Source organism: Shinella sp., assembly GCF_052438155.1.
In the GTDB taxonomy this organism is placed as follows: domain Bacteria; phylum Pseudomonadota; class Alphaproteobacteria; order Rhizobiales; family Rhizobiaceae; genus Shinella.
On the sequence record NZ_JBQVPI010000006.1, the window covers coordinates 96421 to 121291 of the forward strand.

Annotated in this window: 22 protein-coding genes; 6 read left to right on the forward strand and 16 right to left on the reverse strand. The window is 64.6% G+C overall.

Annotation, left to right across the window (positions count from 1 at the left end; translation table 11 throughout):
- Window positions 1–21 precede the first annotated feature (21 nt).
- Both ACT6VE_RS13350 and ACT6VE_RS13355 read right to left on the reverse strand, forming a co-directional pair.
- Entirely contained in the window at window positions 22–1398 is a 1377-nt protein-coding gene (locus ACT6VE_RS13350) for an FAD-containing oxidoreductase (protein WP_444799283.1), read from the reverse strand.
- Complete coding sequence (locus ACT6VE_RS13355; RefSeq protein WP_444799284.1) at window positions 1395–1862, reverse strand: DUF4126 domain-containing protein; 468 nt, start codon at window positions 1860–1862, stop codon at window positions 1395–1397. The genes ACT6VE_RS13350 and ACT6VE_RS13355 overlap by 4 nt, the downstream gene beginning before the upstream one ends.
- 329 nt (window positions 1863–2191) lie before the next feature.
- On the opposite strand from ACT6VE_RS13355, the gene osmF reads away from it, so the two are divergent.
- The 4 genes from osmF to ACT6VE_RS13375 are packed head-to-tail and all read left to right on the forward strand — an operon-like array spanning window position 2192 to window position 5993.
- Window positions 2192–3103 (forward strand): glycine betaine ABC transporter substrate-binding protein OsmF, encoded by a 912-nt coding sequence (osmF, locus tag ACT6VE_RS13360; protein ID WP_444799077.1) that lies wholly within the window; start codon window positions 2192–2194, stop codon window positions 3101–3103.
- Window positions 3104–3157: 54 nt separating this feature from the next.
- Complete coding sequence (locus tag ACT6VE_RS13365; protein WP_444799078.1) at window positions 3158–4318, forward strand: ABC transporter permease; 1161 nt, start codon at window positions 3158–3160, stop codon at window positions 4316–4318.
- Window positions 4315–5253 (forward strand): ABC transporter ATP-binding protein, encoded by a 939-nt coding sequence (locus tag ACT6VE_RS13370; RefSeq protein WP_444799079.1) that lies wholly within the window; start codon window positions 4315–4317, stop codon window positions 5251–5253. The genes ACT6VE_RS13365 and ACT6VE_RS13370 overlap by 4 nt, the downstream gene beginning before the upstream one ends.
- Window positions 5250–5993, forward strand: coding sequence for an ABC transporter permease (locus ACT6VE_RS13375; RefSeq protein ID WP_444799080.1), 744 nt, complete (start codon window positions 5250–5252; stop codon window positions 5991–5993). The genes ACT6VE_RS13370 and ACT6VE_RS13375 overlap by 4 nt, the downstream gene beginning before the upstream one ends.
- An 86-nt stretch (window positions 5994–6079) precedes the next feature.
- Here the strand turns inward: ACT6VE_RS13375 and ACT6VE_RS13380 are convergent, their stop codons facing one another.
- The 9 genes from ACT6VE_RS13380 to ACT6VE_RS13420 form a co-directional block, all read right to left on the reverse strand.
- Complete coding sequence (locus ACT6VE_RS13380; protein WP_444799081.1) at window positions 6080–7348, reverse strand: glycerate kinase type-2 family protein; 1269 nt, start codon at window positions 7346–7348, stop codon at window positions 6080–6082.
- Window positions 7349–7353: 5 nt separating this feature from the next.
- Window positions 7354–7671, reverse strand: a complete 318-nt coding sequence (locus ACT6VE_RS13385; RefSeq protein WP_069061043.1) for a Dabb family protein — start codon at window positions 7669–7671, stop codon at window positions 7354–7356.
- Between the two features lie 8 nt (window positions 7672–7679).
- Entirely contained in the window at window positions 7680–9335 is a 1656-nt protein-coding gene (locus ACT6VE_RS13390) for a GMC family oxidoreductase (protein WP_444799082.1), read from the reverse strand.
- A gap of 40 nt (window positions 9336–9375) precedes the next feature.
- Complete coding sequence (locus ACT6VE_RS13395) at window positions 9376–10146, reverse strand: 3-ketoacyl-ACP reductase (protein WP_444799083.1); 771 nt, start codon at window positions 10144–10146, stop codon at window positions 9376–9378.
- Complete coding sequence (locus ACT6VE_RS13400; protein ID WP_444799084.1) at window positions 10143–11651, reverse strand: GMC oxidoreductase; 1509 nt, start codon at window positions 11649–11651, stop codon at window positions 10143–10145. The genes ACT6VE_RS13395 and ACT6VE_RS13400 overlap by 4 nt, the downstream gene beginning before the upstream one ends.
- Window positions 11652–11658: 7 nt before the next feature.
- Window positions 11659–12774 (reverse strand): ABC transporter ATP-binding protein, encoded by a 1116-nt coding sequence (locus ACT6VE_RS13405; RefSeq protein ID WP_444799085.1) that lies wholly within the window; start codon window positions 12772–12774, stop codon window positions 11659–11661.
- Window positions 12775–12779: 5 nt separating this feature from the next.
- Window positions 12780–13661 carry a carbohydrate ABC transporter permease gene (locus ACT6VE_RS13410; RefSeq protein ID WP_444799086.1) on the reverse strand — a complete coding sequence of 294 codons (882 nt, stop codon included), beginning with the start codon at window positions 13659–13661 and terminating at the stop codon, window positions 12780–12782.
- The gene (locus tag ACT6VE_RS13415; RefSeq protein WP_444799087.1) at window positions 13658–14539 is read right to left on the reverse strand and encodes a carbohydrate ABC transporter permease; all 882 of its coding nucleotides are present in this window, start codon (window positions 14537–14539) and stop codon (window positions 13658–13660) included. The genes ACT6VE_RS13410 and ACT6VE_RS13415 overlap by 4 nt, the downstream gene beginning before the upstream one ends.
- A 155-nt stretch (window positions 14540–14694) precedes the next feature.
- Window positions 14695–15945 (reverse strand): ABC transporter substrate-binding protein, encoded by a 1251-nt coding sequence (locus ACT6VE_RS13420; protein WP_444799088.1) that lies wholly within the window; start codon window positions 15943–15945, stop codon window positions 14695–14697.
- A 341-nt stretch (window positions 15946–16286) separates the two neighbouring features.
- Between ACT6VE_RS13420 and ACT6VE_RS13425 the strand changes: the two genes are divergently transcribed.
- Complete coding sequence (locus ACT6VE_RS13425; protein ID WP_444799285.1) at window positions 16287–17330, forward strand: LacI family transcriptional regulator; 1044 nt, start codon at window positions 16287–16289, stop codon at window positions 17328–17330.
- 47 nt (window positions 17331–17377) lie between these two features.
- Here the strand turns inward: ACT6VE_RS13425 and ACT6VE_RS13430 are convergent, their stop codons facing one another.
- Genes ACT6VE_RS13430 through ACT6VE_RS13450 form a run of 5 tightly spaced genes read right to left on the reverse strand, consistent with a single transcriptional unit; the run spans window position 17378 to window position 23319 of the window.
- Window positions 17378–18883 (reverse strand): aldehyde dehydrogenase family protein, encoded by a 1506-nt coding sequence (locus tag ACT6VE_RS13430; RefSeq protein WP_444799089.1) that lies wholly within the window; start codon window positions 18881–18883, stop codon window positions 17378–17380.
- A complete protein-coding gene (locus ACT6VE_RS13435; RefSeq protein WP_444799090.1) occupies window positions 18883–19662 on the reverse strand; it encodes an enoyl-CoA hydratase/isomerase family protein in 780 nt (259 codons plus the stop codon). Before ACT6VE_RS13435 ends, ACT6VE_RS13430 begins: the two co-directional genes overlap by 1 nt.
- Window positions 19655–21268 carry an acyl CoA:acetate/3-ketoacid CoA transferase gene (locus ACT6VE_RS13440; protein WP_257951069.1) on the reverse strand — a complete coding sequence of 538 codons (1614 nt, stop codon included), beginning with the start codon at window positions 21266–21268 and terminating at the stop codon, window positions 19655–19657. The genes ACT6VE_RS13435 and ACT6VE_RS13440 overlap by 8 nt, the downstream gene beginning before the upstream one ends.
- A gap of 6 nt (window positions 21269–21274) precedes the next feature.
- Window positions 21275–22276 carry a Gfo/Idh/MocA family protein gene (locus ACT6VE_RS13445; protein WP_444799091.1) on the reverse strand — a complete coding sequence of 334 codons (1002 nt, stop codon included), beginning with the start codon at window positions 22274–22276 and terminating at the stop codon, window positions 21275–21277.
- Window positions 22273–23319, reverse strand: coding sequence for a LacI family DNA-binding transcriptional regulator (locus tag ACT6VE_RS13450; protein ID WP_444799092.1), 1047 nt, complete (start codon window positions 23317–23319; stop codon window positions 22273–22275). Before ACT6VE_RS13450 ends, ACT6VE_RS13445 begins: the two co-directional genes overlap by 4 nt.
- Window positions 23320–23679: 360 nt before the next feature.
- Here ACT6VE_RS13450 and ACT6VE_RS13455 point away from each other — a divergent pair, with 360 nt between their 5' ends.
- Complete coding sequence (locus ACT6VE_RS13455; protein WP_257951072.1) at window positions 23680–24846, forward strand: dihydrodipicolinate synthase family protein; 1167 nt, start codon at window positions 23680–23682, stop codon at window positions 24844–24846.
- Window positions 24847–24871 lie beyond the last annotated feature (25 nt).

Here is a 24871-nt window from a genome sequence, read left to right on the forward strand (position 1 = left end):
GGGAGCGATCCCGGGCTTTTCTCATTCCACCGGCTGCATGTCCCCGAACACCGTCGGGATCAGCTCCGCCACCGTCGGATGGATGTGCACCGCATGCGTGATCGTCGTGTAGGGCTTGCCCGCATACATCACGTCAAGAATGCTCTGCACCGCCTCGTCGCACCCGGTGCCGAGGAGGGAAGCGCCGAGGATTTCCTTGGTGTCTGCATCAGCGATCACCTTCATGAAACCGAGCGTCTCGCCCTTTTCCTTGGCGCGGCCGACCCGCGTCATCGGCCGCGTGCCGATCAGCAGTTTACGGTCAGTCTTGCGGGCTTCCGTTTCGCTCATGCCGGCGCGGCCGAGTGGCGGGTCGATGTAGAGCGCGTAGGTCTGGATACGGTCGCTCACCTTGCGCGGCTCGTTGTCGATGAGGTTGGCGGCGACGATCTCGAAGTCGTTGTAGGCGGTATGGGTGAAGGCGCCGCGGCCGTTGCAATCGCCCATCGCGAAAATGCCGGGTACGTTGGTTTCCAGCCGCTCGTCGACGGTGATGTAGCCGCGCTTGTCCGTTGCGACACCCGCCTTGTCGAGGCCGAGATCGTCGGTGTTCGGCCGCCGTCCGGTGGCGAGCAGGATGTGCGAGCCTATGATCTCTGGCGCGCCGGCCGTGCAATCGACGCCGACCCCGACGCCGCCCTCCTGCCGGAAGAAGCGGATGCACTCCGCGCCTGTGCGAATCTGGATGCCCTCGCGCTCGAGGATGTCGCGCACCGCGGTGCTGACGTCCTCGTCCTCGCGTGCAATCAGCCGCGGCCCTTTTTCGATCACCGTCACCTCGGAGCCGAAGCGGCGGAACATCTGGGCGAACTCCAGCCCGATATAGCTGCCGCCAATGACGACCAGGTGTTTCGGCACCTCCGTCAGGTCCATCATCGACACGTTGTCGAGATAGGGCACGTCCCCAACGCCCGGAAAATCCGGCACGACGGCGCGGCCGCCGACATTGAGGAAGACCTGTTTTGCCGACAGCAGGTCGTCGCCGACGCGGATGTCCGTCGGGCTTTCGAAGCGCGCATGGCCGCGAATGAAGGTGAGGCCTTCCATGCCCATCAGCCAATCCTCGTTGCCCTTGCGGGCATCGAAACGCACCTTTTCCTTGCGCGCCATGACCTTGGCGAAGTCGATGGAAATATCGCCCGTCACCACGCCGTATTCTGCGCCGCGGCGGGCGAGGTGGGCGGCATAGGCGCTGGCGACCATGGCCTTGGTTGGCATGCAGCCGGTGTTGACGCAGGTGCCGCCGACGAGCTTTCGCTCGATGAGGGCGACCTTTTTCCCCGCGGCCGTCAGCCGGCCGGCAAGTGACGGGCCGGCCTGGCCGGCGCCGATGATGACGGCGTCGAACGTCTGCATCAGACGACCGACGAGACGACGAAGAGGCCGAGAAGAACGGCGACCACATCTTCGAGCAATGCAATGGGCAAGTCCCTGCCGCCGGTGGCTGCGACGAGGCGCTGGCGGGCTTCCGCTCCACCGAGCGTGCCGATGACTGCACCGACGACACCGGCCACGAGGCCGCCGACCAGCGAGCCGCCCGTGGTGCCGATGACCGCGCCGCAAAACGCGCCACTGACGATGCGGGCGCCGAACTGCTGCGGCACCTTGCGGCTCGGCGTGCTCGGCAACTGGTCGGTGACGAATTCGACGAGCGCCAGGACACCGAAAATATAGGGTGTGAAACGATAGGCCAGGAAGGCGGCCCAGGTGCCGGAGACTGGCAGCCAGCCGAGTGCTGCGCCGATGCTCACCGCTGCCGGTGCGGTCATCGCCCGAAGCCCCGCCACGACACCGATCAACAATGCGAGAATGTAGATGCTCATGCGTCCCCCACGAAAATCTGCGCCGGGCATCAGGCCCGGGATGGTCCCCGGCAGGTGATGAAGTGCGGTATTGGAAAGCAGGACTGGGCCGCTGCCGAGAGTGTCGGATGCGACCATGAATTGCAACGCGTTTCTGTTGCCAAAAGCCTTGTCTTCGCACAATCTCGAAAGCGCTTTGAACGCGGCAATAAACGTCGTGCGGTAACCCGTCCACGCGGTCTGTTTTTTGCGATTTGCCGCCATATATGGAATGCTTTGCCCGGACGGGCTTTTCGAAACGTGGTCTGAATGCCGCCACGGGTTCCCGCACAGAACGAGAGGTTTTTCACATGCGCCCAACCGTCAAATTCCTAGGAGCAGCTCTGGCGCTCGGCCTTGCAGCCGGTGCCGCCCAGGCCCAGGTCGTCGTCTCGTCGAAGATCGACACCGAAGGCGGCGTGCTCGGCAATATCATCCTGTCGGTTCTGAACGCCAACGGCATCCAGACGACGGACCGCGTGCAGCTCGGTGCGACGCCGGTCGTGCGCCAGGCGATCATCGCGGGCGAGATCGACATCTATCCGGAATATACCGGCAATGCCGCGTTCTTCTTCGAAAAGGCCGATGATCCGGCCTGGAAGGATGCCACCAAGGCCTATGAACTTGCCAAGACGCTCGATTTCGACGCCAACAAGATCGTCTGGCTGACGCCGTCGCCAGCCAACAACACCTGGGCGATTGCGCTGCGCAAGGACGTCGCCGAGCCGAACAAGCTCGCGACGCTGACCGACTTCGGCAAGTACGTTGCGGGTGGTGGGCAGGTGGTGTTGGCCGCTTCCTCCGAATTCGTGAATTCGGCCGCAGCTCTTCCCGCCTTCCAGACGACCTATGCCTTCACGCTGAAGCCGGAACAGTTGATCACGCTGTCGGGCGGCGACACGGCCGCAACGATCGCCGCCGCTGCCAACCAGACGAACGGCGCGAACGCCGCGATGGTCTACGGCACGGATGGCGGCATCGCGCCGTCGGGCCTCGTCGTTTTGCAAGACGACAAGGGCGTGCAGCCGGTCTACCAGCCGTCGCCGATCATCCGCGAAGAGGTACTGAAGGCCAATCCGCAGATCGAGGAAATTCTCAAGCCCGTCTTCGAGAAGCTCGACCTCGTGACGCTGCAGGATCTCAACGGCCGCGTCCAGGTCGGCGGCGAGCCGGCCAAGGCGGTCGCCGAAGACTTCCTCAAGAAGAACGGCTTCCTCAAGTAAGCTCGTCTGTCCTCCGTCCATTCGGGCGGAGGACCTCTCTTCCAGAAAGCGTTTATGCGGTTCAGAATCGACAAGCTCGGCGTGGTGATCGCCGCATTGCTGGCTTATGGCGCCTTTCTGACGCCGTTTGCCCAGTTCAGGGCCAACCGCATCGTGCCGGGCGAGGCGCGGTCTATCCTTGAGGCCCTTCCCTCCGGGCTTGGCGCGGCGCTTCTCGCCTTCATCGTCCTTTCCCTCATCCTTATCGTGCTGAAGACGCCGACGGTCTTCCGGCTGGTGCTGGGGCTGGTGGCGCTTCTCGTGCTGGCCGTCCTCATCGGCCTTTCCGCCGGCCACCTGACACCGCCGGAAAACACCTATGCCCGCGTGTCGCCAGCCTCCGGCTTCTGGCTGCTCAGCTTCGCCTTCGCGCTGGTGACGGCGGATGCGCTGGCGCGGCTGAAGCTCCCGCCGCTCGCCCGTGTCGCGCTGCTCGCGGCTGTGGCCGCTGCCGTCGCGGCGCTGCTGATGTCCGGCGCCTGGGACGGTCTCTCGATCCTCAAGGAATATGGCAGCCGCGCCGAAACCTTCTGGCTGGAGGCGAGCCGCCACGTCATGCTGGCGCTCGGCTCGCTTGCCGCAGCGACCCTCGTCGGCCTGCCGCTCGGCATCCTCTGCCATCGCGTCGAGGCGCTCCGCGCCGGCGTGCTCAATGTGCTGAACATCATCCAGACGATCCCGTCGATCGCGCTCTTCGGCCTGCTGATCGCGCCGCTCGGCTGGATCGCACTTCACGTGCCGGGCGCTGCAGCGCTCGGCATTCGCGGCATCGGTGCGGCACCCGCCTTCGTGGCGCTGTTCCTTTATTCGCTGCTGCCCGTCGTCGCCAATACGGTCGTCGGCCTTGCCGGTGTGCCGCGAGATGCCAACGACGCCGCGCGCGGCATCGGCATGACGGATCGCCAGCGGCTGTTCGGCGTCGAGCTGCCGCTCGCCTTCCCGGTCATTCTCACCGGCATCCGCATCGTGCTCGTGCAGAATATCGGCCTTGCCACGATCGCGGCGCTGATCGGCGGCGGCGGGTTCGGCGTCTTCGTCTTCCAGGGCATCGGCCAGACGGCCATGGACCTCGTGCTGCTCGGCGCGGTGCCGACCGTCGCACTCGCCTTCGCCGCCGCCATCGTGCTCGATGCCGCGACCGAACTTTCCAGCAACAAACCCGGCAGGGCCGCATGATCGAGATCGACAGCATCACCAAGCGCTACGGCGATACGACCGTCGTCGACAATGTCTCGATGACCATCGCGCCGCGCACGATCACCGTCATCGTCGGCACGTCCGGCTCCGGCAAGACGACGCTGATGCGCATGATCAACCGCCTCGTCGAGCCGACCTCGGGAAAGATCCTGATCGACGGCGAGCCGAACAGCGCGATCCCCGGCTACGAGCTGCGCCGCCGCATCGGCTACGCCATCCAGGGCCATGGCCTCTTCCCGCATCGCACGGTCGGCGAAAACATCGCCACCGTGCCGACGCTGCTCGGCTGGGAAAAGAGCCGCATCGACGCCAAGGTCAAGGAACTGCTGACCCTCTTCCAGCTCGATCCGGCGGCCTTCGGCCCACGTTATCCGCACGAGCTTTCCGGTGGTCAGCAGCAGCGCGTCGGCGTTGCCCGGGCGCTTGCCGCGGAGCCGAATATTCTGCTGATGGACGAACCTTTTGGCGCGCTCGACCCGGTCATCAGGGCCAAGGCGCAGGAGGATTTGCTGGCAATCCAGAAACATTTCGGCACGACTATCGTGCTCGTCACGCACGACATGGAAGAGGCCTTCCACCTCGCCGACAAGATTGCGGTGATGGACAAGGGCAAGATCGTGCAATACGCCGCGCCGGAAGAGATGCTGGTAAACCCGGCCACCGATTTTGTCGAAACGCTGATCGGTGCCGGCGAGCGGCCGTTCCGGCTGCTCTCGATCGGTTCCGTTGGAGACGCCACCGAGGCCGGGGAGGCGGAAGGCGAAGCCATTGCCGCCGCCACGAGCCAGCGCGACGCACTCTCCGCGCTGCTCTGGGCCGGCCGCGACGCCCTGCCGGTCGTCGGCGCGGATGGCGCGCCTCTCGGCCGCGTCACGCTCGCCGGTCTTGCCCGTCGCGCCGCGAGGCCGCAATGAAGCGGCTCCTGCCAATCCTGCTGAGACTGGCGGCGCTGATCATCCTCATCGCCTTCCTCGTCCAGCCCATGCTGTTCGAACCGCTTTTGAAGCCGCTCGTGCAGGCCAATGCGCCGGCTATCTACAACCAGGGCAGTCTGCTTTCGCTGACGCTTTCCCATCTCGCCACGGTCTTCACCGCGACGCTCGCCGCGACCATCGTCGCCGTTGGCCTCGCCATCCTCGTCACAAGGCCGATCGGCGCGGAGTTTCTGCCGCTGTCGCGCAGCCTGGTGAATATCGGCCAGACCTTTCCGCCCGTCGCGGTGCTGGCGCTCGCCGTTCCCGCCGTCGGCTTCGGCGAAAAGCCGACGCTGATCGCGCTCTTCCTCTACGGCCTGCTGCCGATCTTCGAGAATGCCATGACGGGCCTCTCCACCCTGCCGCCGGCCATCGTCGAGGCGGCGCGCGGCACGGGCATGACGGCGTGGCAGCGGCTCACCAAGGTGGAAGTGCCGCTGGCGCTGCCCGTCATTCTCGCCGGCATCCGTCTGTCGGTGACCATCAGCCTCGCCACGGCAACGATCGGCTCGACGGTTGCGGCGAAGACACTCGGCGAGGTCATCATTGCCGGCCTGCAATCCAACAATCTCGCCTTCGTGCTGCAAGGCGGCCTGGTCGTCGCGGTGCTGGCGGTGCTGATCTACGATGCTTTTTCTGCCGTCGAACGCGTGCTGGCGCGTCGCGCCGGCCGGGTCTAGAGCATTTCCGCGTTTCTTCGAATTGTGAAAACGCTCCGACTTTTTATTCTCGCGCAAAACCGCTGCGCACTTTTGCTGGAATTGCTTTAGCGGATCAGGATCGCCCGAAAGTCGTTGACGTTGGTGCCCGTCGGGCCGGTATCGAAGATATCACCTATAGAATCGAAGGCGCTGTAGGCGTCGTGGCCCATCAGGTGCGTTCTGGGCTCGATGCCGGCGGCGCGCATGCGCAGGATACTTTCACCATCGGCAAAGGCTCCGGCATTGTGCTCCGAGCCGTCGCGACCGTCCGTATCGGCGGCCAGCGCCTGCACATTCGGCAGACCATCGATGGCATGGGCGAAGGAGAGCAGGAACTCCGTGTTGCGCCCGCCCTTGCCATACCCTTCGTCGCGGATCGTCACCGTCGTCTCTCCACCGGAGAGGATGACGACGGGGGTGGCGAAGGGCCTTCCGTGATGGCGCACCTCGCGGGCGAGTGCGGCATGCATCAGCCCGATATCCCGTGCCTCGCCTTCGATCGAATCCGACAGGATGACCGGCGTGATGCCCGCTGCTTTCGCCGTCGCTGCCGCGGCCTCCAGCGAGACACGCGCGGAGGCGATGACATGGTGCTCGTGCCGGGCGAAGACGGGGTCGTCCGGCCCTGCCGCAGCGGCCTCGGGCGATGCAAGATGCTCCATCACCGCCGCGGGCAGCGTCATGCGATGTTGCTGGACGATCGCCAGCGCGTCCTGCGGCGTCGACGTGTCGGGGATCGTCGGGCCGGACGCGACGTGGGCGGGGTTGTCGCCGGGAATGTCCGAAATGATCAGGCTTACCACCCGGGCCGGATGGGCCGCATGCGCCAGTCGCCCGCCCTTGATGCGCGAGACGTGCTTGCGCACGACGTTCATGGCCGAGATCGGCGCGCCGAAGGCGAGCAGCGCCCTGTTGACCGCGATTTCGTCGGCCAGCGTCAGCATGCCCGCCGGGGCCGGCAGCAGCGCCGAGCCGCCGCCGGAGACAAGCGCGATGACAAGGTCGTCTTCCGTCAGATCGCGCAGGAGGGCAAACAGCCGCGCCGAGGCGGCGATGCCGGCCTCGTCGGGAACGGGATGGGCGGCCTGCAAGACTTCGATCTGCCGGCACGCCGCCACCGGGCCGTGCTGCGCGACGACGGTGCCTTCCAGCGGGCCATTCCACAGGCTTTCCAGCGCGGCCGCCATCTGGCTTGCCGCCTTGCCGGCGCCGATGACCACGGTGCGCCCTTTCGGCCTTTCCGGCAGGTGCGCGCGGATCGCGGCTACAGGATCGGCAGCCTCGACGGCAGCGTTGAACAGCGAGGCGAGGAAGGCGCGGGCGTCTTCGATCATGAGGCTCAGTCGTCGGTTTCGAGGTCGTAGACGAGAATGCCCGCGATGCCGCCTTCTGCGGCGGCGACCAGACGGCCGCCGGTCTGCTTGTGCTCGGGATCTTCCAGATAGGCGTCGCGGGCAAAACTGTCCGCGAAATCGACGATGAAGCCGTCGCCAAACCCCTTGTCCATGCCCTCTTCCGGGCTGACATTGGTGCCGATATGCACGGCGAGCATGCCCGGGAGACGGCTCTTCAGCGCGTCGATCTCGTTGAACAGTTCGGCCTTGTAGTGGGCGGAAATGGTCGGCTTGAAGTGGATGAAGACACAATGGCGGATCATGGCTGCCCCTATCGGATGTTGGCGCGGGCGCGCGGACGCGCGTCGTTGCGTTCATGTTGGAAGACCTGGGCCGGCAGTGCCGGCAGGCCGCGAATGATGTCGGCGCCCTTCTCGCCCACCATGATGGTCGGCGCATTGGTGTTGGCGGAAGGAACGCGCGGCATGACGGAACTGTCGCAGACACGCAGACCTTCAAGCCCATGCACCTTCAAATCGAGCCCGACGACCGCATCCGCGCCCGTGCCCATCTTGCAGGTGCCGACCGGATGGTGGTCGGTCTTGGCATTGGCGCAACCGTAGTCGAACAGCTCCTCGTCGGTCATCGCCTTCGGTCCCGGCAGGCGCTCGGCCATGACGAAGGGTTTCAGCGCGGCCTGCTGCAGGATTTCGCGGGCAATCTTCAGGCCCTCGATCGACATTTTGCGATCGTGCGGGTCTTCCCAATAATTCGGGTCGATCAGCGGTGCGGCGGAAGGATCGGCGGAGGAAAGCCGCACCGTGCCCTTCGAGCGTGGATGCAGGTAGGCGGAATTCAGCGTCACGCCGGCATTCTTCAGCTTCTCCACGCCCGCCTCAATGCCGGAACCGAGACCGAGATGGAACTGGATATCCGGCGAGCGGGCATCCGGATCGGCATACCAGAAGCCGCCCGTCTCGAAGAGCGAGGAGGCGACGGGGCCGGAGCGGAACAGCACATATTGCAGGCCGGCCCACAGCGTACGGTGAAGTTTGGCGACGCCGTCATAGGTGTGGTCGCCGGTGCATTCGGAAATCACGAACAGGTCGAGATGATCCTGCAGGTTGGAGCCGACGCCGGGCAGGTCGTGTTTTACCGGAACGCCGACGGATTTCAGGTGGTCGGCCGGGCCGATGCCGGATTGCTGCAGCAGTTTTGGCGAGCCGATGGCGCCGGACGAGACCAGCACCTCGCGCTCCGCCCGAATGGTCTCGACGCCCTTGCCCGTCACCACCTCGACGCCGACAGCACGAGAACCTTCGAGCACGATGCGGGCGACGCGGGCGCCGGTGCGGATCGTCAGGTTCTTTCGGTCCTTGATCGGCGAGAGATAGGCAAGCGAGGCGGAGGAGCGGCGGCGGTTGCGCTGGGTCAGCTGGTAGAAGCCGACGCCGGCCTGCTGGCGACCGTTGAAATCGTGGTTGTAGGGAATGCCGAGTTCCTGGCCGGCGCGGATATAGGCGTCGCAGATCGGCAGCGCCGAAACCGGCATGGAAACGCCGAGTGGCCCGCCATAGGCGTGGTAGTCGTCGGCAAAACGCTGGTTGTCCTCGGCGCGCTTGAAGTAGGGCAGGATTTCCCGGTAGCTCCACCCTTCGCAACCGTCTTCGCTGGCCCAGAGGTCGTAGTCTGCCGCGTTGCCACGGGCATAAAGCTGGGCGTTGATCGAGGAGCCGCCGCCGATCACCTTGGCCTGTGTGTAGCGCAGCACGCGGCCCTTCATGTGCTTCTGCGGCACGGTCTCCCAGCCCCAGCTCGCGACGCCCTTGGTCATCTTGGCAAACCCCGCCGGCATGTGGAACAGCGGGTTCCAGTCCCCGCCGCCGGCCTCCAGCAGCAGTACGCGCACAGTGGGGTCTTCCGAGAGCCGGTTCGCCAGCACGCAGCCGGCGGGTCCTGCGCCGGTGATGATGTAGTCGTAGGTCATGCCTTGGTCCTCAGAATTTGTGCTTCGGGCGCATGGCGGCTCAGAGCCGGCCGATCGATAGCCCGCCGTCGAGATTGATCACCGAGCCGGTGGCGAAGCCGAACTTGCCGGTGGCGAGTGCGGCGGCGGCCGCGCCGATATCGTCCGGTTCGCCCCAGCGCTTCATCGGCACGAGGCCGCCCTCGATCAGCGCGTCGTATTTCGCCGAAACGCCGGCCGTCATGTCCGAGCGGATGATGCCAGGGCGGATCTCGAAGACGGAGATGCCTGTGTCCGCCAGGCGCAGCGCCAGACCCTGGCTGAAGGCGGCAAGTCCCGCCTTGGTCATGCAATAGTCGAGCCGTTCCGGCGAGGTGAGCCCCGCCGAGACGGAGGTGATGTTGATGATCGCGCGAGGGCCGGTGGCCTGTTTCGCGTGCAGCATCGCCTTCAGGACGGCCTGCGTGAAGAATACCGTGCCGCGCAGGTTTGTCGCGACGATGGTGTCGAAATTCTCCGGTGCCAGATCGAGGAAATCGCCGCGCAGGACCGAGGCGATGCCTGCATTGTTGACGAGGCAGTTGATGGCGCCGAGCCTGTCTTCAACCGTCGCAACGGTTGCCGCGTGGCCGGATAGATCGGCAAGGTCGGCCTTGAGATAGATTGCTCGGCCAGCGAACTCGGCGAGCATGGCGTCGGTCGCGGCGTCACCATCGCCGATGCCGGTGATGGCGATGTCGAAACCGTCCGCGGCAAGGGCTTTTGCGATGCCAAGGCCGATGCCGCGGCGACCGCCGGTGACGATGGCAACGGGGCGTGCTGTTGTCGTCATGCGGCAAGATCCCTCGATTTGATGTGGGTCGCGACGCGCAGCGCCTGGGCGGCAACACTGAGTGCCGGGTTCACCGCGGCCGAGGTCGGCAGGTAGGAGGCGTCGACCACGAAGAGGTTCGGATGGTCGTAGGCCCGGCACCAGATGTCGAGCGGTGCCGTCGTCGGATCGTTGCCGATGCGCACCGTGCCGCACTGGTGCGACGGCGTGCGCTTGTCGAAGGGGCGGGTGAGCACGATGGGGAAGCCGGCCTTCTTCAGGGCGCCCTTCAGCTTGGTGACGAGGTCGAGATGGGCCTGCCAGTTGGTGCGCGTCCACTTCATGACGATCCGGTCGCGGTCGACCATGATGCGGCTTTCGGGATGCGGCAGGTCCTCGCTCATCGCGTAGAAATCGATGGTGTGGGCGGCGACCTGTTCCAGCAGCCATTCCGGCACGGAGGGCATGTTGGCTTTCAGGATCTTGCCGGAGACGCGGCCGAGCAACTGGACATTGCCAAGCGGCGCGCCGCCATTGCCGTCGGAGAGGTAGTAGTCGTTGAAGCCAAAACTCTTCTGGTAGACGGAGGTGTTTTTATAGAAGGGCGAGACGCCGATCACAGCGCTCGAATTGTGGTTCATGAAGTTGCGGCCGACCTGGTCGGAGCTGTTGGCAAGTCCGTTCGGGAAGGCATCTGAAGCCGAGCGGAGCAGGAGCACGGCCGATTGCACGGCGCCGGCCGAAAGGATCACCAGCTTCGGCGAGATGCTCCGGGCTTCATCGCCCTGCATATAGTGCACGGTCGAAATGCTGCGGCCATGCGGTGCGGTGGCAAGCCGTGTCACCCGGCAAAGGGTGCGCAGTTCGACATTCGGGTATTTCAGCGCTTCGGCAAGCGCCGCACTTTCCGCATCCATCTTGCCGTCATTGCTGTTCGGATGGGCATCCCATGGTGTCTTCGCCTTGGCGAGCCAGCGGTCGATATCGACGCCGAGCGGCAGCGAATAGGGATGCAGGCCGTTTGCCTTCATCCTGGCGCGGACCTTCGCGATGGCTTGTTCGTCCGGTACGGGCGGAAAGGGGTAGGGCGCGGAATGGTGCGGCTCGGTCGGGTCTTCGCCGAGCGTGCCGCGCACATTGAAGAGTTTTTCGGCGGCGGAGTACCACGGTTCCAGCTCTTCATAGGGGAAGGGCCAGGCGGGGGAGACGCCTTCGCGATGCTTCATCTCCTCGAAGTCTTCCCTACGGTAGCGCACCAGCACCGCGCCGTAGAACTTCGAATTGCCGCCGACATTGTAGTAGTTGCCGGGGTTGAAGGCCGTGCCGTCGGCCTCATACCACATCTCCTTCGGGCGAAAATGGCCGCGCTGGAAGATGGCGCGCTGGTCGCGGTTTTCCGGGCGGTCGGGCAGGTGGTCGCCCGCTTCCAGGATGACGATCCTTGCGCCCGTCGGGGCGAGCGCGGCGGCCATGGTGGAGCCGCCGATGCCCGATCCGATGATGACGATGTCCGGCTGCGTGGTCATGACCTACTCAAGCGATACGAAGCTGACTTGCGGGGTCGAAGAACACCGCCTTGTCGAGGTTGAAGGCAAGGCGCGCCGTCTGGCCGGGGGTGATGCCCACGTCGGCACGCAGGCGGGCGACGATCTGCTTGCCGCCGAGATGGGTGACGGCGAAGGTGTCTGCGCCGGCGGGCTCCACCACTTCGATCAGGCAATCGCCCTCGGCGAGGGTGCGGGCATTGCGGTCCGCGCCGTCCGGGTCGGTCAGGGCTTCCGGGCGGATACCGAAGATCACGTCCTTGCCCTTGTAGGCGGAAAGGCTGCCTGGCGCGTTTGGCACGGAAAGTACGAGCGGTTCGGCCTGGGGGCGGGCAAGCGACACGGCCATGCCGGAGCCGTTCTGCTCGATCTTCGCCGAAAGCAGGTTCATCGCCGGCGATCCCATGAAGTCGGCGACGAAGATGTTGGCGGGGTTGTTGTAGATTTCCGCCGGCGAGCCGAACTGTTGCAGCACGCCGTCCTTCAGCACGGCGATCTTGGTGGCGAGCGTCATCGCCTCGATCTGGTCGTGCGTCACGTAGACGATGGTGGTCTTCATGCGCTGGTGCAGGCGCTTGATTTCCGTGCGCATATCGACGCGCAGTTTTGCGTCGAGGTTCGACAGCGGTTCGTCGAACAGGAAGAGTTTCGGATCGCGCACCAGAGCGCGGCCCATGGCGACGCGCTGGCGCTGGCCGCCGGAGAGCTGGCCCGGCTTGCGATCCAGAAGATGGCCGATCTGCAGCATGTCGGCGACCTGCTTGATCGCCTTTTCACGCTCGTCCTTCGGCACGCCGCGGATTTCCATGCCGAAGGCGATGTTGCCGCCGACCGTCATGTTCGGATAGAGCGCGTAGGACTGGAATACCATCGCGATATCGCGCTTGGAAGGGTGCAGGCCCGCGACCGAGCGGCCGTCGATGGCGATGTCGCCGGAGGTAATCGGCTCCAGGCCGGCGATCGTGTTGAGCAGCGTGGACTTGCCGCAGCCGGACGGGCCGACGAGCACGAGGAAGCCGCCCTGCTCGATCTCGAGATTGATGTCCTTCAGGATTTCGAGCGAGCCGTAGGATTTGCGCAGGTTGCTGATCTTCAGGAAAGACATGGACATTATCCTTTCACCGCGCCGGACATCAGGCCGCGCACGAAATACCGTCCGGAGACGATGTAGACGATGAGGGTGGGGAGTGCGGCGAGGATCGCGCCGGCGAAGTGCACGTTGTATTCCTTCACGCCCGTCGAGGACTGGACGAGGTTGTTGAGCGCAACCGTCATCGGCGTCGTACCCGCGCCGGAGAAGGAGGCGCCGAACAGGAAGTCGTTCCAGATATTGGTGAACTGCCAGATGACCGAGACGACGATGATCGGCCCCGAAGACGGCAGCAGGATGCGGTAGAAGATCTGGAAGAAGCTTGCGCCATCGATCTGCGCCGCGCGCACCAGCTCGGTCGGGAAGTTTTCGTAATAGTTGCGGAAATAGAGCGTCGTGAAGCCGAGGCCATACACGACATGCACCAGGATCAGGCCCCAGAGCGAACCGGCAAGCCCCAGCATGCCGAGGATGCGCGCCATCGGGATCAGCACGATCTGGAACGGAATGAAGCAGGAGAGCAGAAGCAGGCCGAAGAAGACGTTCGAGCCCCTGAACTGCCACTTGGTCAGCACATAGCCGTTCAGCGCACCGATGATGGTGGAGATCGCGACGGCAGGAACGACCATCAGGATCGAGTTGATGAAGAAGGGGCGAAGACCCGTCGGCTCCACGCCGATCTGCGCCGTCGACCAGGCTTGCAGCCAGGGTTCGATCGTCCAGACCTTCGGCAGGTTCAGCATGCCGCCCTGGCGGATTTCCTCCAGCGGCTTCAGCGAGTTCACCAGCATCACGTAGAGCGGCAGCAGGTAGTAGACCGCAAACAGGATGAGGGCGGTGTAGATCAGGGCGCGCGTCAGCTTGTTGTGCGAGATGACGTTGTCGGGATTTTGAGCGCTCATCGGCCTTTGCCTCCGCGGATTTCGGAATAGAGGTAGGGGACGATGATCGAGAAGATCATGACCAGCATGATGATGGCCGACGAGGCGCCGATGCCCATCTGGTTGCGGGTAAACGTGTAGGAATACATGAAGGTCGCCGGCAGTTCGGTCGCCTGGCCGGGGCCGCCGCCGGTAAGCGCCACGACAAGGTCGTAGGCCTTGATGGCGAGGTGGGCGAGCACGACGAAGGCGGAGAGGAAGACCGGGCGCATCAGCGGAATGATGATGCGGCGGTAGATGGTCGAGGTCGAGGCGCCGTCGATCTGGGCGGCCTTGATGATCTCGTTGTCGACGCCGCGGAGCCCGGCGAGGAACATCGCCATGACGAAGCCGGACGACTGCCAGACGGCGGCGATCACCACGCAGTAGATCGCGTAGTTGCGGTCCTTGATCCAGCTGAAGGCAAAGCTTTCCCAGCCCCAGAGGTGCATGGTGTTCTCAAGCCCGATGCCGGGATCGAGGAACCACTTCCAGGCAGTGCCCGTCACAATGAAGGAGAGCGCCATCGGGTAGAGGTAGATCGGCCGGAGAATCCCCTCGGCGCGGATCTTCTGGTCGAGCAGGATGGCGAGGCCGAGCCCCAGCACCGAGCAGATGACGATGTAGAGCGAGGCGAAGATCGCGAGGTTGGAGATCGCCCGCCACCAATGCGGCAGCGCCCAGAGCTTGGAGTAATTGCTCAGTCCCACGAAATTGTAGGAGGGCAGCATTTTGCTGTCCGTCAGCGACAGGAAGCCCGTATAGGCGATGAAGCCGTAGACGAAGACGAGCACGATGAGGAAACTGGGCGCCAGCACGAGCTTCGGCAGAAGCTCCTGCAGCCGGTTTCGGCTATCCATGGTCGGTACCACCGTTGAAATCGGGTTGCAGGGCGGCCAGTGGCCCCCTCATCCGGCTGCCGCTACCTTCTCCCGACTGGGGAAAAGGGCTTTGCCGCGACTGTCAGGTTCCCTCTCCCCAGCGGGGAGAGGGCAGGGTGAAGGGGGCTAGCCCCTTACTTCGCAGCCTCGACGGCGGTCTTCAGTTCCGCCACGGCTTGTTCGGAGGTGAGTTCGCCGTTGAACTGGCGGGTCACGACGTCATAGATCGCGTTCTTGACGGAGGCCGGGTTGGCGTGGCCATGCGCCATGGAGCCGAACAGCGAGCCGTTGGTGTTCGCTTCTGCGAGATCCTTGATCGCCTTCTTGCCGCAATCGTCGAAGGCTTCATCCGAGACGTCGGTGCGGGCAGGCGCCGAGCCCTTGACCACGTTGAAGGCCGACTGGAAGGCCGGGCTTTCGATGGCGGTCGCCATTTCGAGCTGCGACGGGACTTTGGCGTCGGCAACCTTGAACATCGCGAACTGGTCGGAGTTGAAGGTGACGGAGCCCTGCGTGCCCGGGAAGCGCATGCAGACGAAGTCCGTGCCCGGCTTCTTGCCGGCCTTGATGAATTCGCCCTTCGCCCAGTCGCCCATGAACTGCACGCCGGCCTTGCCTTCGATGACCATGGCGGACGCGAGGTTCCAGTCACGGCCCGAGAAGTTGTCGTCCACGTAGGAGCGCAGCTTCGTCATGCGGTCGAAGGCTTCCTTCATCTGGGCGCCGCCCAGCGTGTCCGGATCGAGGTCGATGAACGCCTTCTTGTAGAAGTCGTTGCCGAAGGACAGCACGACCGCGTCGAAGATCGTCGCGTCCTGCCACGGCTGGCCACCATGGGCAACCGGCGTGATGCCCTGTTCCTTGAACTTGTCGAGGAGAGCAACAAGCTCGTCCCAGTTCGCCGGCTCCTTGCCGCCCGCCTTGTCGAGAGCTGCCTTGTTGACCCAGACCCAGTTCGTGGAGTGCACGTTGACCGGGGCTGCGATCCAGTGGCCGTCATACTTGGAGAACTGCTGAAGCGCGGTCGGGATGACCTTGTCCCAGCCTTCCTTGGCGGCGATGTCGTCGAGATTGCCGAGTGCGCCTTCCTTGGCCCAGTCGAGAATATCGAAGCCGAGCATCTGCACCGCGGTCGGCGCATTGCCGGCCGTGACGCGGGCGCGCAGCACCGTCATGGCTTCCGTGCCGCCACCGCCGGCAACCGGCATGTCGGTCCAGGAAATGCCCTTGGCTTCCAGATCCTTCTTCAGAACATCGAGAGCGGCGGCTTCGCCACCCGAGGTCCACCAGTGCAGAACCTCGACGCCTTCGGCTGCCTTGGCGGACATGCCGCCCATCGTCATCATCACCGCGGCGATTGCGGTGGTTGTTAGAAACTTGCGCATCGTATTCCTCCCGTTTGCAAGTTCGAGGGCGAGAGCCTCCTCCCGCCGATTTCCCCGAGGCCCTTGAAGGCATCGGAATTCCGTTTGCGGCTCAAAGTGCCGTGCCAATTTAAAACGTTGTAAATTTGCGGAGTCAAGCCACCCGAGGCGTCGGCTGCAGCTGCTTTCGCAAATGCAGTAAATTCGGGCAGTTCAGGCGATTGGCGAAAATTCTGGCGCTTGTTGCGCTGCACGGAAAACGTTTTAAATTCTGTGCGGTGCAAGATTGCTAGAGGCGTAGCGCGTCGGTATGGTGCCGCCGATTGACGTCCGCCATCCAAAGAAATGCACCCGTGTCCCGCATCGAAAAGCCCGCCGACAGTGAACCCGCCCGCAGCCCGTCCCGAGCCGGCAAGCCGACGCTGAAGACGATTGCCGAACTGACGGGTCTGGCGATCACCACGGTCTCCCGCGCGCTCGGCAATGCGCCGCAGATTTCCGAAAACACCCGCCGCCGCGTGCACGAGGTCGCCGCCGAGATCGGTTACCTGCCCGACCGCGCCGCGCAGCGCCTCAAGACCGGCCGCACCAATGTCATTTCCGTGCTGCTCGATCCGCACGAGGAAATTCTGGGCTTCGGCACGTCCATCATGCATGGCCTGGCGCGCGCGCTCCAGACGACGCCCTACCATCTCATCGTCACGCCGAATTTTCTCGACGGCAGCAATGTCGATGCCGTCAACTACATCATCCGCAACGGCATGGCCGACGGCCTGATCTTTTCGCGCACAGAACCCTTCGATCCGCGCGTGCGGCTGCTGCTCGAAAACGGCTTTCCCTTCGTCACGCACGGCCGCACGGAATTTTCCACCCCGCACGCCTTCGTCGACTACGACAATTACGCTTTCGCCTACGAGGCCACCAGGCGCCTGATCGTCAAGGGCCGGCGCAAGGTCACGATCATCCTGCCGCCGAAGCGGCTGACGTTCCACCAGCACATGCTGCACGGCTTCATGACCGCGGTGCGCGAGGCCGGTATCGCCTACGAAATTCCCGACACGCTCGATCTCGACAGTCCGGCCGACACGATCCGTGACTATGTGCGCCGCCGCAGCGGTGAGCCCGATCCGCCGGACGGTTTCGCCTGTCCCGGCGAAGTTTCGGCGCTCGCCACCATCACTGGTATGAGCGACCAGGGCCTTACCCTCGGCACGGAATACGACATCGTCGCCAAGCAGACCTCGCTGCTTTTGAGCCAGATCCAGCCCAAGGTCGAGACGATCTATGAGGACCTCAAGGCGGCCGGCGAGGCCATGGGGCAGTTGCTCTTGCAGCGCATCGCCGGCGAGCCCGTCGAGGACCTCACGATCCTGCAAAGCCCGCAATTCGGCTTCCCGACGCCCTGAGCGGGCGGCAAAGCCGATCCCATCCATGATTGTCGGGAAGGGTTTTGTCATCGCGGCATCCACCAGCCGGTGCGCGCGCCCATGTGCATGTTGAGCGTCTTAGTCTCGGTATAATCCTCCACGGCATGGCGGCCGAGTTCGCGGCCGAGGCCGGACTGGCGATAGCCGCCGAAGGGCAGTTCGGATGCGCCATCCATGAAGGTGTTCATCCAGACCGTGCCGGCGCGCACCTTGCGGCCGATCGTAAGACACGTGTCGAAGTCGCGGCTCCACACACTGGCCGACAGGCCGTAGTCGATGGCATTGGCGATGCGGATCGCCTCTTCCGTCGTCTCGAAGGTCAGAACCGAAAGGACAGGACCGAAGACCTCCTCACGGGCGACCGCCATGTCGGGCAAAACGCCGGAGAGGATGGTCGGTGCCATGAACTGGCCAAGGCCGAGATCGAGTGCTTCGCCGCCGAGCGCCACCGATGCGCCGGCCTTCGCCGCGTCGATTACGAAGGTGCCGATCTTTTCGAGATGCTGCGGCGTGATGATTGCGCCGAGCTGGGTCGTCGGGTCCAGCGGATCACCGACCTTCACCTTGCTCGCCAAGTCCGCAATGCGCGCCGTCACCTCGGCTGCGATCGACTTGTGCAGGATCAACCGCGAGCCGGCATTGCAGCATTCGCCAGCGTTGAAATAGGCGCCGAAGACGGCGGCGTCGATGAATTCGTCGAGGTTCGCGTCGGGGAACACGATCTGCGGGTTCTTGCCGCCGAGTTCCAGCGAGACCTTCTTCAGCGTCTGCGCGGCATTGGCCATCGTCAGGCGGCCGACGCCGGTGGATCCGGTAAACGAGATCATGTCCACGTCGGGATGGGTGGTCATCGGTGCGCCGACCTCGGGGCCGGTGCCGGTCAGGATGTTGACGACACCGGCGGGCACGCCCGCTTCGATGAGGATTTCGCCGAGCACCAGCGTCGAGCCGGAGGTGAGCTCCGAAGGCTTGACGACCGTCGTGCAGCCGGCGGCGAGCGCGAAGGGCAGCTTCTGGCTGACGATCAGGAAGGGAAAGTTCCATGGCGTGATGATCGAAACGACGCCGATCGCCTCGCGCAGCACGACGCCGAGCGTGCCTTCACCGAGCGTGTTGTAGCTTTCGCCGTGCAGGTCGCGGGCAAGGGCCGCGGCATAGCGCCAGATATCGGCAGCACCGCCGAGTTCGCCCTTGGCCTGGCTGATCGGCTTGCCGCTTTCGATGCAGTCGAGGAAGGCCAGTTCATCGGCACGCGCGGCGATAAGATCCGCAGCCTTCAGCAGGATGTTGGATCGCTCGGCGCCCGTCATGGTCGGCCATGGACCGTGGTCGAAGGCCTTGCGGGCGGCTGCGATGGCGCGTTCGGCATCGGCCTTGGTGCCGGCTGGATAGCGGCTGACCACGATGCCGTGGCCGGGTGCCACGCGTTCGAGCGCGGGGCCTGCGCCTTCCGTCCAGACGCCGTCGATCAGCATGCGGAAATCGCGTGCTTTGAAGTTTTCCAGCGCCTTCGGCTTCACATGCGCGGTCATTACCATTCTCCCTTGAACTCTGCGGGGCGCTTACCCGTGAAGGCGGCGACGCCTTCCTTCAGGTCCCCGGTCTTGGCGACGAGGATCGAGCCCAGGGCCTCCACCGCCGCACCATTGTCTTCGCCGTTTGCCACGGCGATCATCAATTTCGAGACTTCCGTCGCCGCAGGTCCGCGGGCCGCGATGCGCGCGGCATAGGCCTTTGCAGCCTCGACGGCCGTACCCGTTTCCACAACCTGGTCGACGATGCCGAGCGTCTGCGCCTCCACGGCGGTCAGCACCTCGCCGCCGAGCAGCATGCGCCGCACGGTCTGCGCGCCAAAGCGCTTCACCAGCCGCTGGGTACCGGACCAGCCCGGAACCATGCCGAGGCCGGCTTCCGGCAGGCCGATCTTCACCTGCGTTTCGGCGATGCGAATGTCGGCGGCAGCCGCCAGTTCCAGCCCGCCACCGAGCGCGTGGCCGTTGACGGCGGCGATCAGCGGCATGCGCAACGTCGCCAGCCGTTCGAACACCCGGTGGCCGAAGCGCACCCAGGCATGGCCGAATTCATTGGCTTCCATGCCGGCCCAGGCGCGGATATCGCCGCCCGCCGAAAAGGCCTTGCCTTCGCCGGTCAGGACCGCGACGCGCACGGCGGCATTCGCCTCGACCGCGTCGCAGGCAGCGGAAAGCTCCTTCAGCATGTCGATGTCGAAGGCGTTCGCCTTTTCCGGCCGCGCGACGGTGATCGTCGCGACGTCGCCTTCAATGGAGATGCGGATGCGCGGCTCAGCCATGGTGTGCTCCTGCCAGCTGGCGCGGAGCCTTCTGCGGCAGCGTCAGGCCGATCGGCGCATCCGTGAACAGCGCGGCATCCATGACCTTCAGGTCCGGCGAGACGATGAGGTCGAATTCCGACTGGTCGAGGATGTGCGCCTGAAGATCGACGCCCGGTGCGATCTCGGTGAGCACGATGCCCTCCGGCGTCAGCTTCAGCACGCAGCGCTCGGTGACATAGGTGATGTCCTGCCCCTGCGCCACGCCGCGCGGGCCGGAGAAGGTGACGTGCTCGACGGCGTTGACCAGCTTCTTGAGCTTGCCTTCCTTCTCGATCACCAGCTTGCCGCCCTCGACGGCGAGCTTGGCGCCGGCATTGAACATGCCGGAGAAGACGATCTTCTTCGCCCGTGCCGTGATGTCGACGAAGCCGCCGGCGCCCGCCGTCACATGCGGCCGGAAGGAGAGTTTCGACACGTTGACCGAGCCGTCCTTGCCGATTTCCAGGAAGGAGAGCAGCGAGGCATCGAAGCCCGCGCCCTGGAAATAGGTGAACTGATAGGGCGAGGGCATGAAGGCATCGGCATTCGACGCGCAGCCGAAGGCGAAATCGAGCAGCGGCACGCCGCCGACCGCACCCTGTTCGATCACCCAGGTGACGGCGCCGTGCAAGCCCTCTTCGAGGAGGATACGCGGCACGTTGGCGGAAATGCCGAAGCCGAGATTGACGGCGCTGCCGGCCTGCAGTTCCTGCGCCACGCGGCGGGCGATGACCTTCTGGATATTGAATTCCGGCACGCGGAATGTGTCGAGCGGCCGGAAGATTTCGCCGGAGATCGCCGGATCGTAGAGTGTCTGCGTCGTCTGCTTCTGGTCGGGATCGACCACGACGTAGTCGACCAGCATGCCGGGCACGCGCACGTCGTGCGGCTTCAGCGAGCCTTCCTTCACGATGCGCTTGACCTGCGCAATGACGATGCCGCCATTGTTGCGGGCGGCGAGCGCCTGGTCGAGGCCACCAAGATAGGCGCCTTCGTGTTCATAGGTCAGGTTGCCGCGCTCGTCGGCCGTCGTGGCGCGAATGATCGCCACCTGCGGCGCGATCGCCTTGAAATACAGCCACTCCTCACCGGCAAAGGTGATTTTTTCGACGACCGGGGTCTTTGCCGCCGAAGCGTTCATCGCGCAGCCTTCGCGGCTCGGATCGACGAAGGTTTCGAGGCCGACCTTGGTGATCACGCCCGGGCGCTTGGCGGCGGCCTCGCGGTGCATGTCGAAGAGAATGCCGGACGGGACGTTGTAGGCGGCGACCTCGTCGCTGCCGATCATCTGCCAGATCAGCGGCGGTTCGGACGAGGAGGGGCCGGAGGGATAGGAGCCACCGATGATCGTCTTCAGCAGGCCCTTTTTCGCGATGTAGTCCACGCCCTTGATGCCGCTCATGTCGCCGGCGGCGATCGGATGCAGCGTGGTGAGGTTCTGCGGATGGCCGGTCTCGTCGAAGCGCTCGCCGATCGCCTTCAGCGTCAGGTCCGGGCAGCCGAGGCCGGAGGAGGAGGAGACCGAAACGACGGCGCCGTCCGGGATCAGGTCTGCGGCCTGGCGTGGCGTGATATGCTTGCTCATGGTCTTTTAGAGTCCAGGTTCGATGCTGACCGTACGGCCCGTGCGGGCCGCCTCGACGACCGCCAGCCCGGTGGCCAGCGACCAGACGCCGTCTTCGCCCGTGGCGGAGGGCTGTCCCTTGCCGGCGATGGCCGCATGAAAGGCGGCAAGTGCCGTTTCGTAGAGGTTGCGGTGATCGAGCGGCATGTCCTGTTCGCCATTCGCATCGTGCAGCGTCACGGTGCCGGCGGCGCGCTGGCTCATGACGTTGCGGCCGATCAGCGAACCGTCCGTGCCGTGCACTTCCAGGCCGGTTTCGGCGTATTTGGTGGTGAAACCATCGTGGAACTGCGCAATCACGCCGTTCTCGAAGCGCAGCACACCCATCACCGCATCTTCCAGCCCGGCCTTGCCCATGCCGCCGGCCTGCGAAAAGGCGATCGCTTCCACCGGATTGGCGTCCAGCACGAAGCGCAGCGTGTCGGCGTCGTGCACGGTGATGTCGAGGATCACGCCGCCGCCGGCTTCCGGCTTGTCGAGGCGCCAGCCCTGCAGGTGCGGCGGCAGGTAGACGGCATGGAAGACGCGGGCCGACAGCGGCTGGCCGATGCGGCCGGCCTTGATCGCCGCGCGCATGGCGCCGTGTGTCGCCGCATTGCGCAGGTGATGGTTCGTCGCCATGACGACGCCGGCGTCCCTTGCGGCCTTGACCATGCCGTGGGCATCCTCAAGCGACATCGCGAGCGGCTTTTCGCAGAGAATATGCTTTCCCGCTTTGGCCGCCGCCAGCGCCTGGTCGCGGTGCAACTCGTTGGTCGTCGAAATATAGACGGCGTCGATTTCGGGGTCGTTCACCAGGTCGGCGAGCGTGGTGACCGATTTCGCAATGCCCTGCGCATCCGCATAGGCCCTGCCGCGCTCGGCATTCGTGCTCATCACGGAGACGATTTCGCCGCCCGTCGCGCGGATCGCGCCGATCACCCATTCCTTGGCGATTGTGCTCGCCCCGATCAAACCCCACCGTGTCATGCCGAAATCCTCCTCGTCTTGTCGCTCGATCCGGCGCCGCAGCTCTGTCGCACGACGAGGCGCACGGAACTGACGATCGCCTCGGGCTCTACCCGGCCCGCATTGATCTTTTTCAAAAGCAGTTGCGCCGCACGCCGGCCCATGCCCTGCGGGTCGACGGAAACCGTCGTCAGCGCGGGTACTGCGGTCTCGGCCTCGATCACGTCGTCGAAGCCGACCACGCCGAAATCGCGACCGGGCTCCTTGCCGGCGGCCCGCAGGCCATCGCAGACGCCAAAGGCGGCCGCGTCGTTGAAGCACAGTGCAGCGGTCGGCGGTTCGGGCAGCAGCAAGGCGCGCTCGATGGCCGCGACACCGCCGGCGCGCGATGCCGTTGTGGCGATGACGAGGGAATTCGGAGCCTCAAGCCCACCCTCCGCCAGTGCCTCGCGCCAGCCCTGGACACGCTCGGTAAAGACCGTGGTGTTCGAGATGCCGCCGAGAAAGGCGATGCGGCGATGGCCGAGCGCGATAAGGTGGCGCACGGCATCCTTCGCGCCTGCATAATTGTCGGAAAACAGCGTCGAGACCTTGGCGCCGACCACATTGCGCACCACGGCGACGACGGGAATGCCGCTTGCCACCAGCGGCTTCAGGTCTGCGGCTTCCGTGCCGCGGGCGGGCGAGAAGATGAGACCGGCAATGCCGTGTTCACGCATGGAGGCGATGACCTCGCGCTGGCGGTCGACACTTTCGGCGGAGTTCGACAGGAACTGGACATAGCCGGCAGACTGCATGACCATGTCCATGCCGACGGCGAGTTCCGCGAAGAAGGAGTTGGTGAGGTCGTTGACGATGATGCCGATGATGCGCGAGGAGGCGGACTGGCGCAGGTTCGCAGCACCGCGATTGTAGACATAGCCGAGCTCGCGAATGGTGGCGTTCACCTTGGCGCGGGTCACCTCGTTCACGAGCGGGCTCGCCTGCAGGACGAGCGATACCGTCGACTTCGACACGCCGGCAGCGCGCGCAATATCGATGACGGTCACCCGGCCTTTGTTCACGATCAGTCCTCCCTGTGCGAGCTGCAATGTGCTCGCTTGTGGGATGCAGTTAATTGGATCGTTCCAAATTTGTCAAGTGCGTTTGATGAAGATTGAAGGCATATGTCGACCTGGTCTTCTAGTGAAGCAACATCCTCTCCACTCGTTTTGGCGGGCGTGCTTTGGTCAATCCCAACCCAGGCGTAGCCTGATTTGAGGTTGATGCGCGGGGATAGGCAGGGCGGACGAGGGGCCACGGCAGTTTCCTGTCCTGTCATTTCATCAGGGGCGGCCTGCCGCCAATTGGAGTGCTCCAAAAAATCGCACTTGAAATTTGGAACGATCTAAATTATTGCCCTGAGAAACCCTTGGGAGGATTTCATGCCGATCAACCTTTCCCTGCCGCGTGCCGATGGTGGCGTCGAAGCCTACGCTCTCGTGGGAACGCCCACGGCGCGTCCCGCCGGCGTGCCCGTCTTCAGCCGTATCGCCTATGCCGCGGCCCATGTGGTATCGGACCCGCGTCGCGATACGCGCCCCTGGGAGGCGCCGGCCGTCGATTGGGATGCCACGATGGCCTTCCGCCATCACCTCTGGTCGCTCGGCTTCCGCATCGCCGAGGCGATGGATACGGCGCAGCGCGGCATGGGACTCGATTGGGCCGGCGCGCAGGAACTGATCCGCCGGTCGCTCGCGGACGCGAGGACGGTGCCGGGCGCCGATCTCGCCTGCGGCGCAGGCACGGATCACCTGAACCCGGCCGATGCCCGCTCGCTGGACGATGTGATCGCGGCCTATGAGGAACAGGTCGGCTTTGTCGAAAAGCATGGCGGCCGCGCGATCATGATGGCCAGCCGCGCGCTTGCCCGTCTCGCCAAATCGCCGGACGATTACCGCAAGGTCTATGGCCGCATCCTCGGCCAGGCGAAGGACAAGGTCGTGCTGCACTGGCTCGGCGACATGTTCGATCCGCAGTTGAAGGGCTATTGGGGCTCGGACAGTTTCGAGCCGGCGCTCGATGCGGTGCTGTCGATCATCGACGAAAATCGTGACAAGGTCGAAGGCATCAAGATCTCGCTTCTGGAAAACGCCAAGGAAGTGGCGCTGCGCGATCGCCTGCCGGAGGGCGTGCTTTGCTTCACGGGCGACGATTTCAACTATGCCGAACTGATCGAGGGCGATGGGCGCAAATACAGCCATGCGCTGCTCGGCATCTTCGATGCGGTGGCGCCGCAGGCCTCGACGGCGCTGGCTTCGCTGGCCGCCGGCGACGTTGCGACGTTCCGCTCGGTCATCGAACCGACCGTACCGCTGTCGCGCAAGATCTTCGAGGCGCCGACGCAGTACTACAAGGCAGGCGTTGTCTTCCTTGCCTGGCTGAACGGCCATCAAGATCACTTCACCATGCCGGCCGGCATGCAGTCCGCGCGCGGCGTGTTGCACTATGCCGATGTCTTCCGCCTCGCCGACCAGGCAAATGTGCTCGACAAGCCGGATCTGGCCGCAGAGCGCATGAAAAGCCTGATGACCGTGCTCGGGGTGCGTTGAGATAGCTGTGGATGACCGGCCCTTT

Bases quoted from the DNA above. Each gene is read 5' to 3' on its own strand.
- ACT6VE_RS13355 (WP_444799284.1), bottom strand. From the start codon at position 1,862: ATGAGCATCTACATTCTCGCATTGTTGATCGGTGTCGTGGCGGGGCTT.
- osmF (WP_444799077.1), top strand. From the start codon at position 2,192: ATGCGCCCAACCGTCAAATTCCTAGGAGCAGCTCTGGCGCTCGGCCTT.
- ACT6VE_RS13365 (WP_444799078.1), top strand. From the start codon at position 3,158: ATGCGGTTCAGAATCGACAAGCTCGGCGTGGTGATCGCCGCATTGCTG.
- ACT6VE_RS13370 (WP_444799079.1), top strand. From the start codon at position 4,315: ATGATCGAGATCGACAGCATCACCAAGCGCTACGGCGATACGACCGTC.
- ACT6VE_RS13375 (WP_444799080.1), top strand. From the start codon at position 5,250: ATGAAGCGGCTCCTGCCAATCCTGCTGAGACTGGCGGCGCTGATCATC.
- ACT6VE_RS13380 (WP_444799081.1), bottom strand. From the start codon at position 7,348: ATGATCGAAGACGCCCGCGCCTTCCTCGCCTCGCTGTTCAACGCTGCC.
- ACT6VE_RS13385 (WP_069061043.1), bottom strand. From the start codon at position 7,671: ATGATCCGCCATTGTGTCTTCATCCACTTCAAGCCGACCATTTCCGCC.
- ACT6VE_RS13390 (WP_444799082.1), bottom strand. From the start codon at position 9,335: ATGACCTACGACTACATCATCACCGGCGCAGGACCCGCCGGCTGCGTG.
- ACT6VE_RS13395 (WP_444799083.1), bottom strand. From the start codon at position 10,146: ATGACGACAACAGCACGCCCCGTTGCCATCGTCACCGGCGGTCGCCGC.
- ACT6VE_RS13400 (WP_444799084.1), bottom strand. From the start codon at position 11,651: ATGACCACGCAGCCGGACATCGTCATCATCGGATCGGGCATCGGCGGC.
- ACT6VE_RS13405 (WP_444799085.1), bottom strand. From the start codon at position 12,774: ATGTCTTTCCTGAAGATCAGCAACCTGCGCAAATCCTACGGCTCGCTC.
- ACT6VE_RS13410 (WP_444799086.1), bottom strand. From the start codon at position 13,661: ATGAGCGCTCAAAATCCCGACAACGTCATCTCGCACAACAAGCTGACG.
- ACT6VE_RS13415 (WP_444799087.1), bottom strand. From the start codon at position 14,539: ATGGATAGCCGAAACCGGCTGCAGGAGCTTCTGCCGAAGCTCGTGCTG.
- ACT6VE_RS13420 (WP_444799088.1), bottom strand. From the start codon at position 15,945: ATGCGCAAGTTTCTAACAACCACCGCAATCGCCGCGGTGATGATGACG.
- ACT6VE_RS13430 (WP_444799089.1), bottom strand. From the start codon at position 18,883: ATGACCGCGCATGTGAAGCCGAAGGCGCTGGAAAACTTCAAAGCACGC.
- ACT6VE_RS13435 (WP_444799090.1), bottom strand. From the start codon at position 19,662: ATGGCTGAGCCGCGCATCCGCATCTCCATTGAAGGCGACGTCGCGACG.
- ACT6VE_RS13440 (WP_257951069.1), bottom strand. From the start codon at position 21,268: ATGAGCAAGCATATCACGCCACGCCAGGCCGCAGACCTGATCCCGGAC.
- ACT6VE_RS13445 (WP_444799091.1), bottom strand. From the start codon at position 22,276: ATGACACGGTGGGGTTTGATCGGGGCGAGCACAATCGCCAAGGAATGG.
- ACT6VE_RS13455 (WP_257951072.1), top strand. From the start codon at position 23,680: ATGCCGATCAACCTTTCCCTGCCGCGTGCCGATGGTGGCGTCGAAGCC.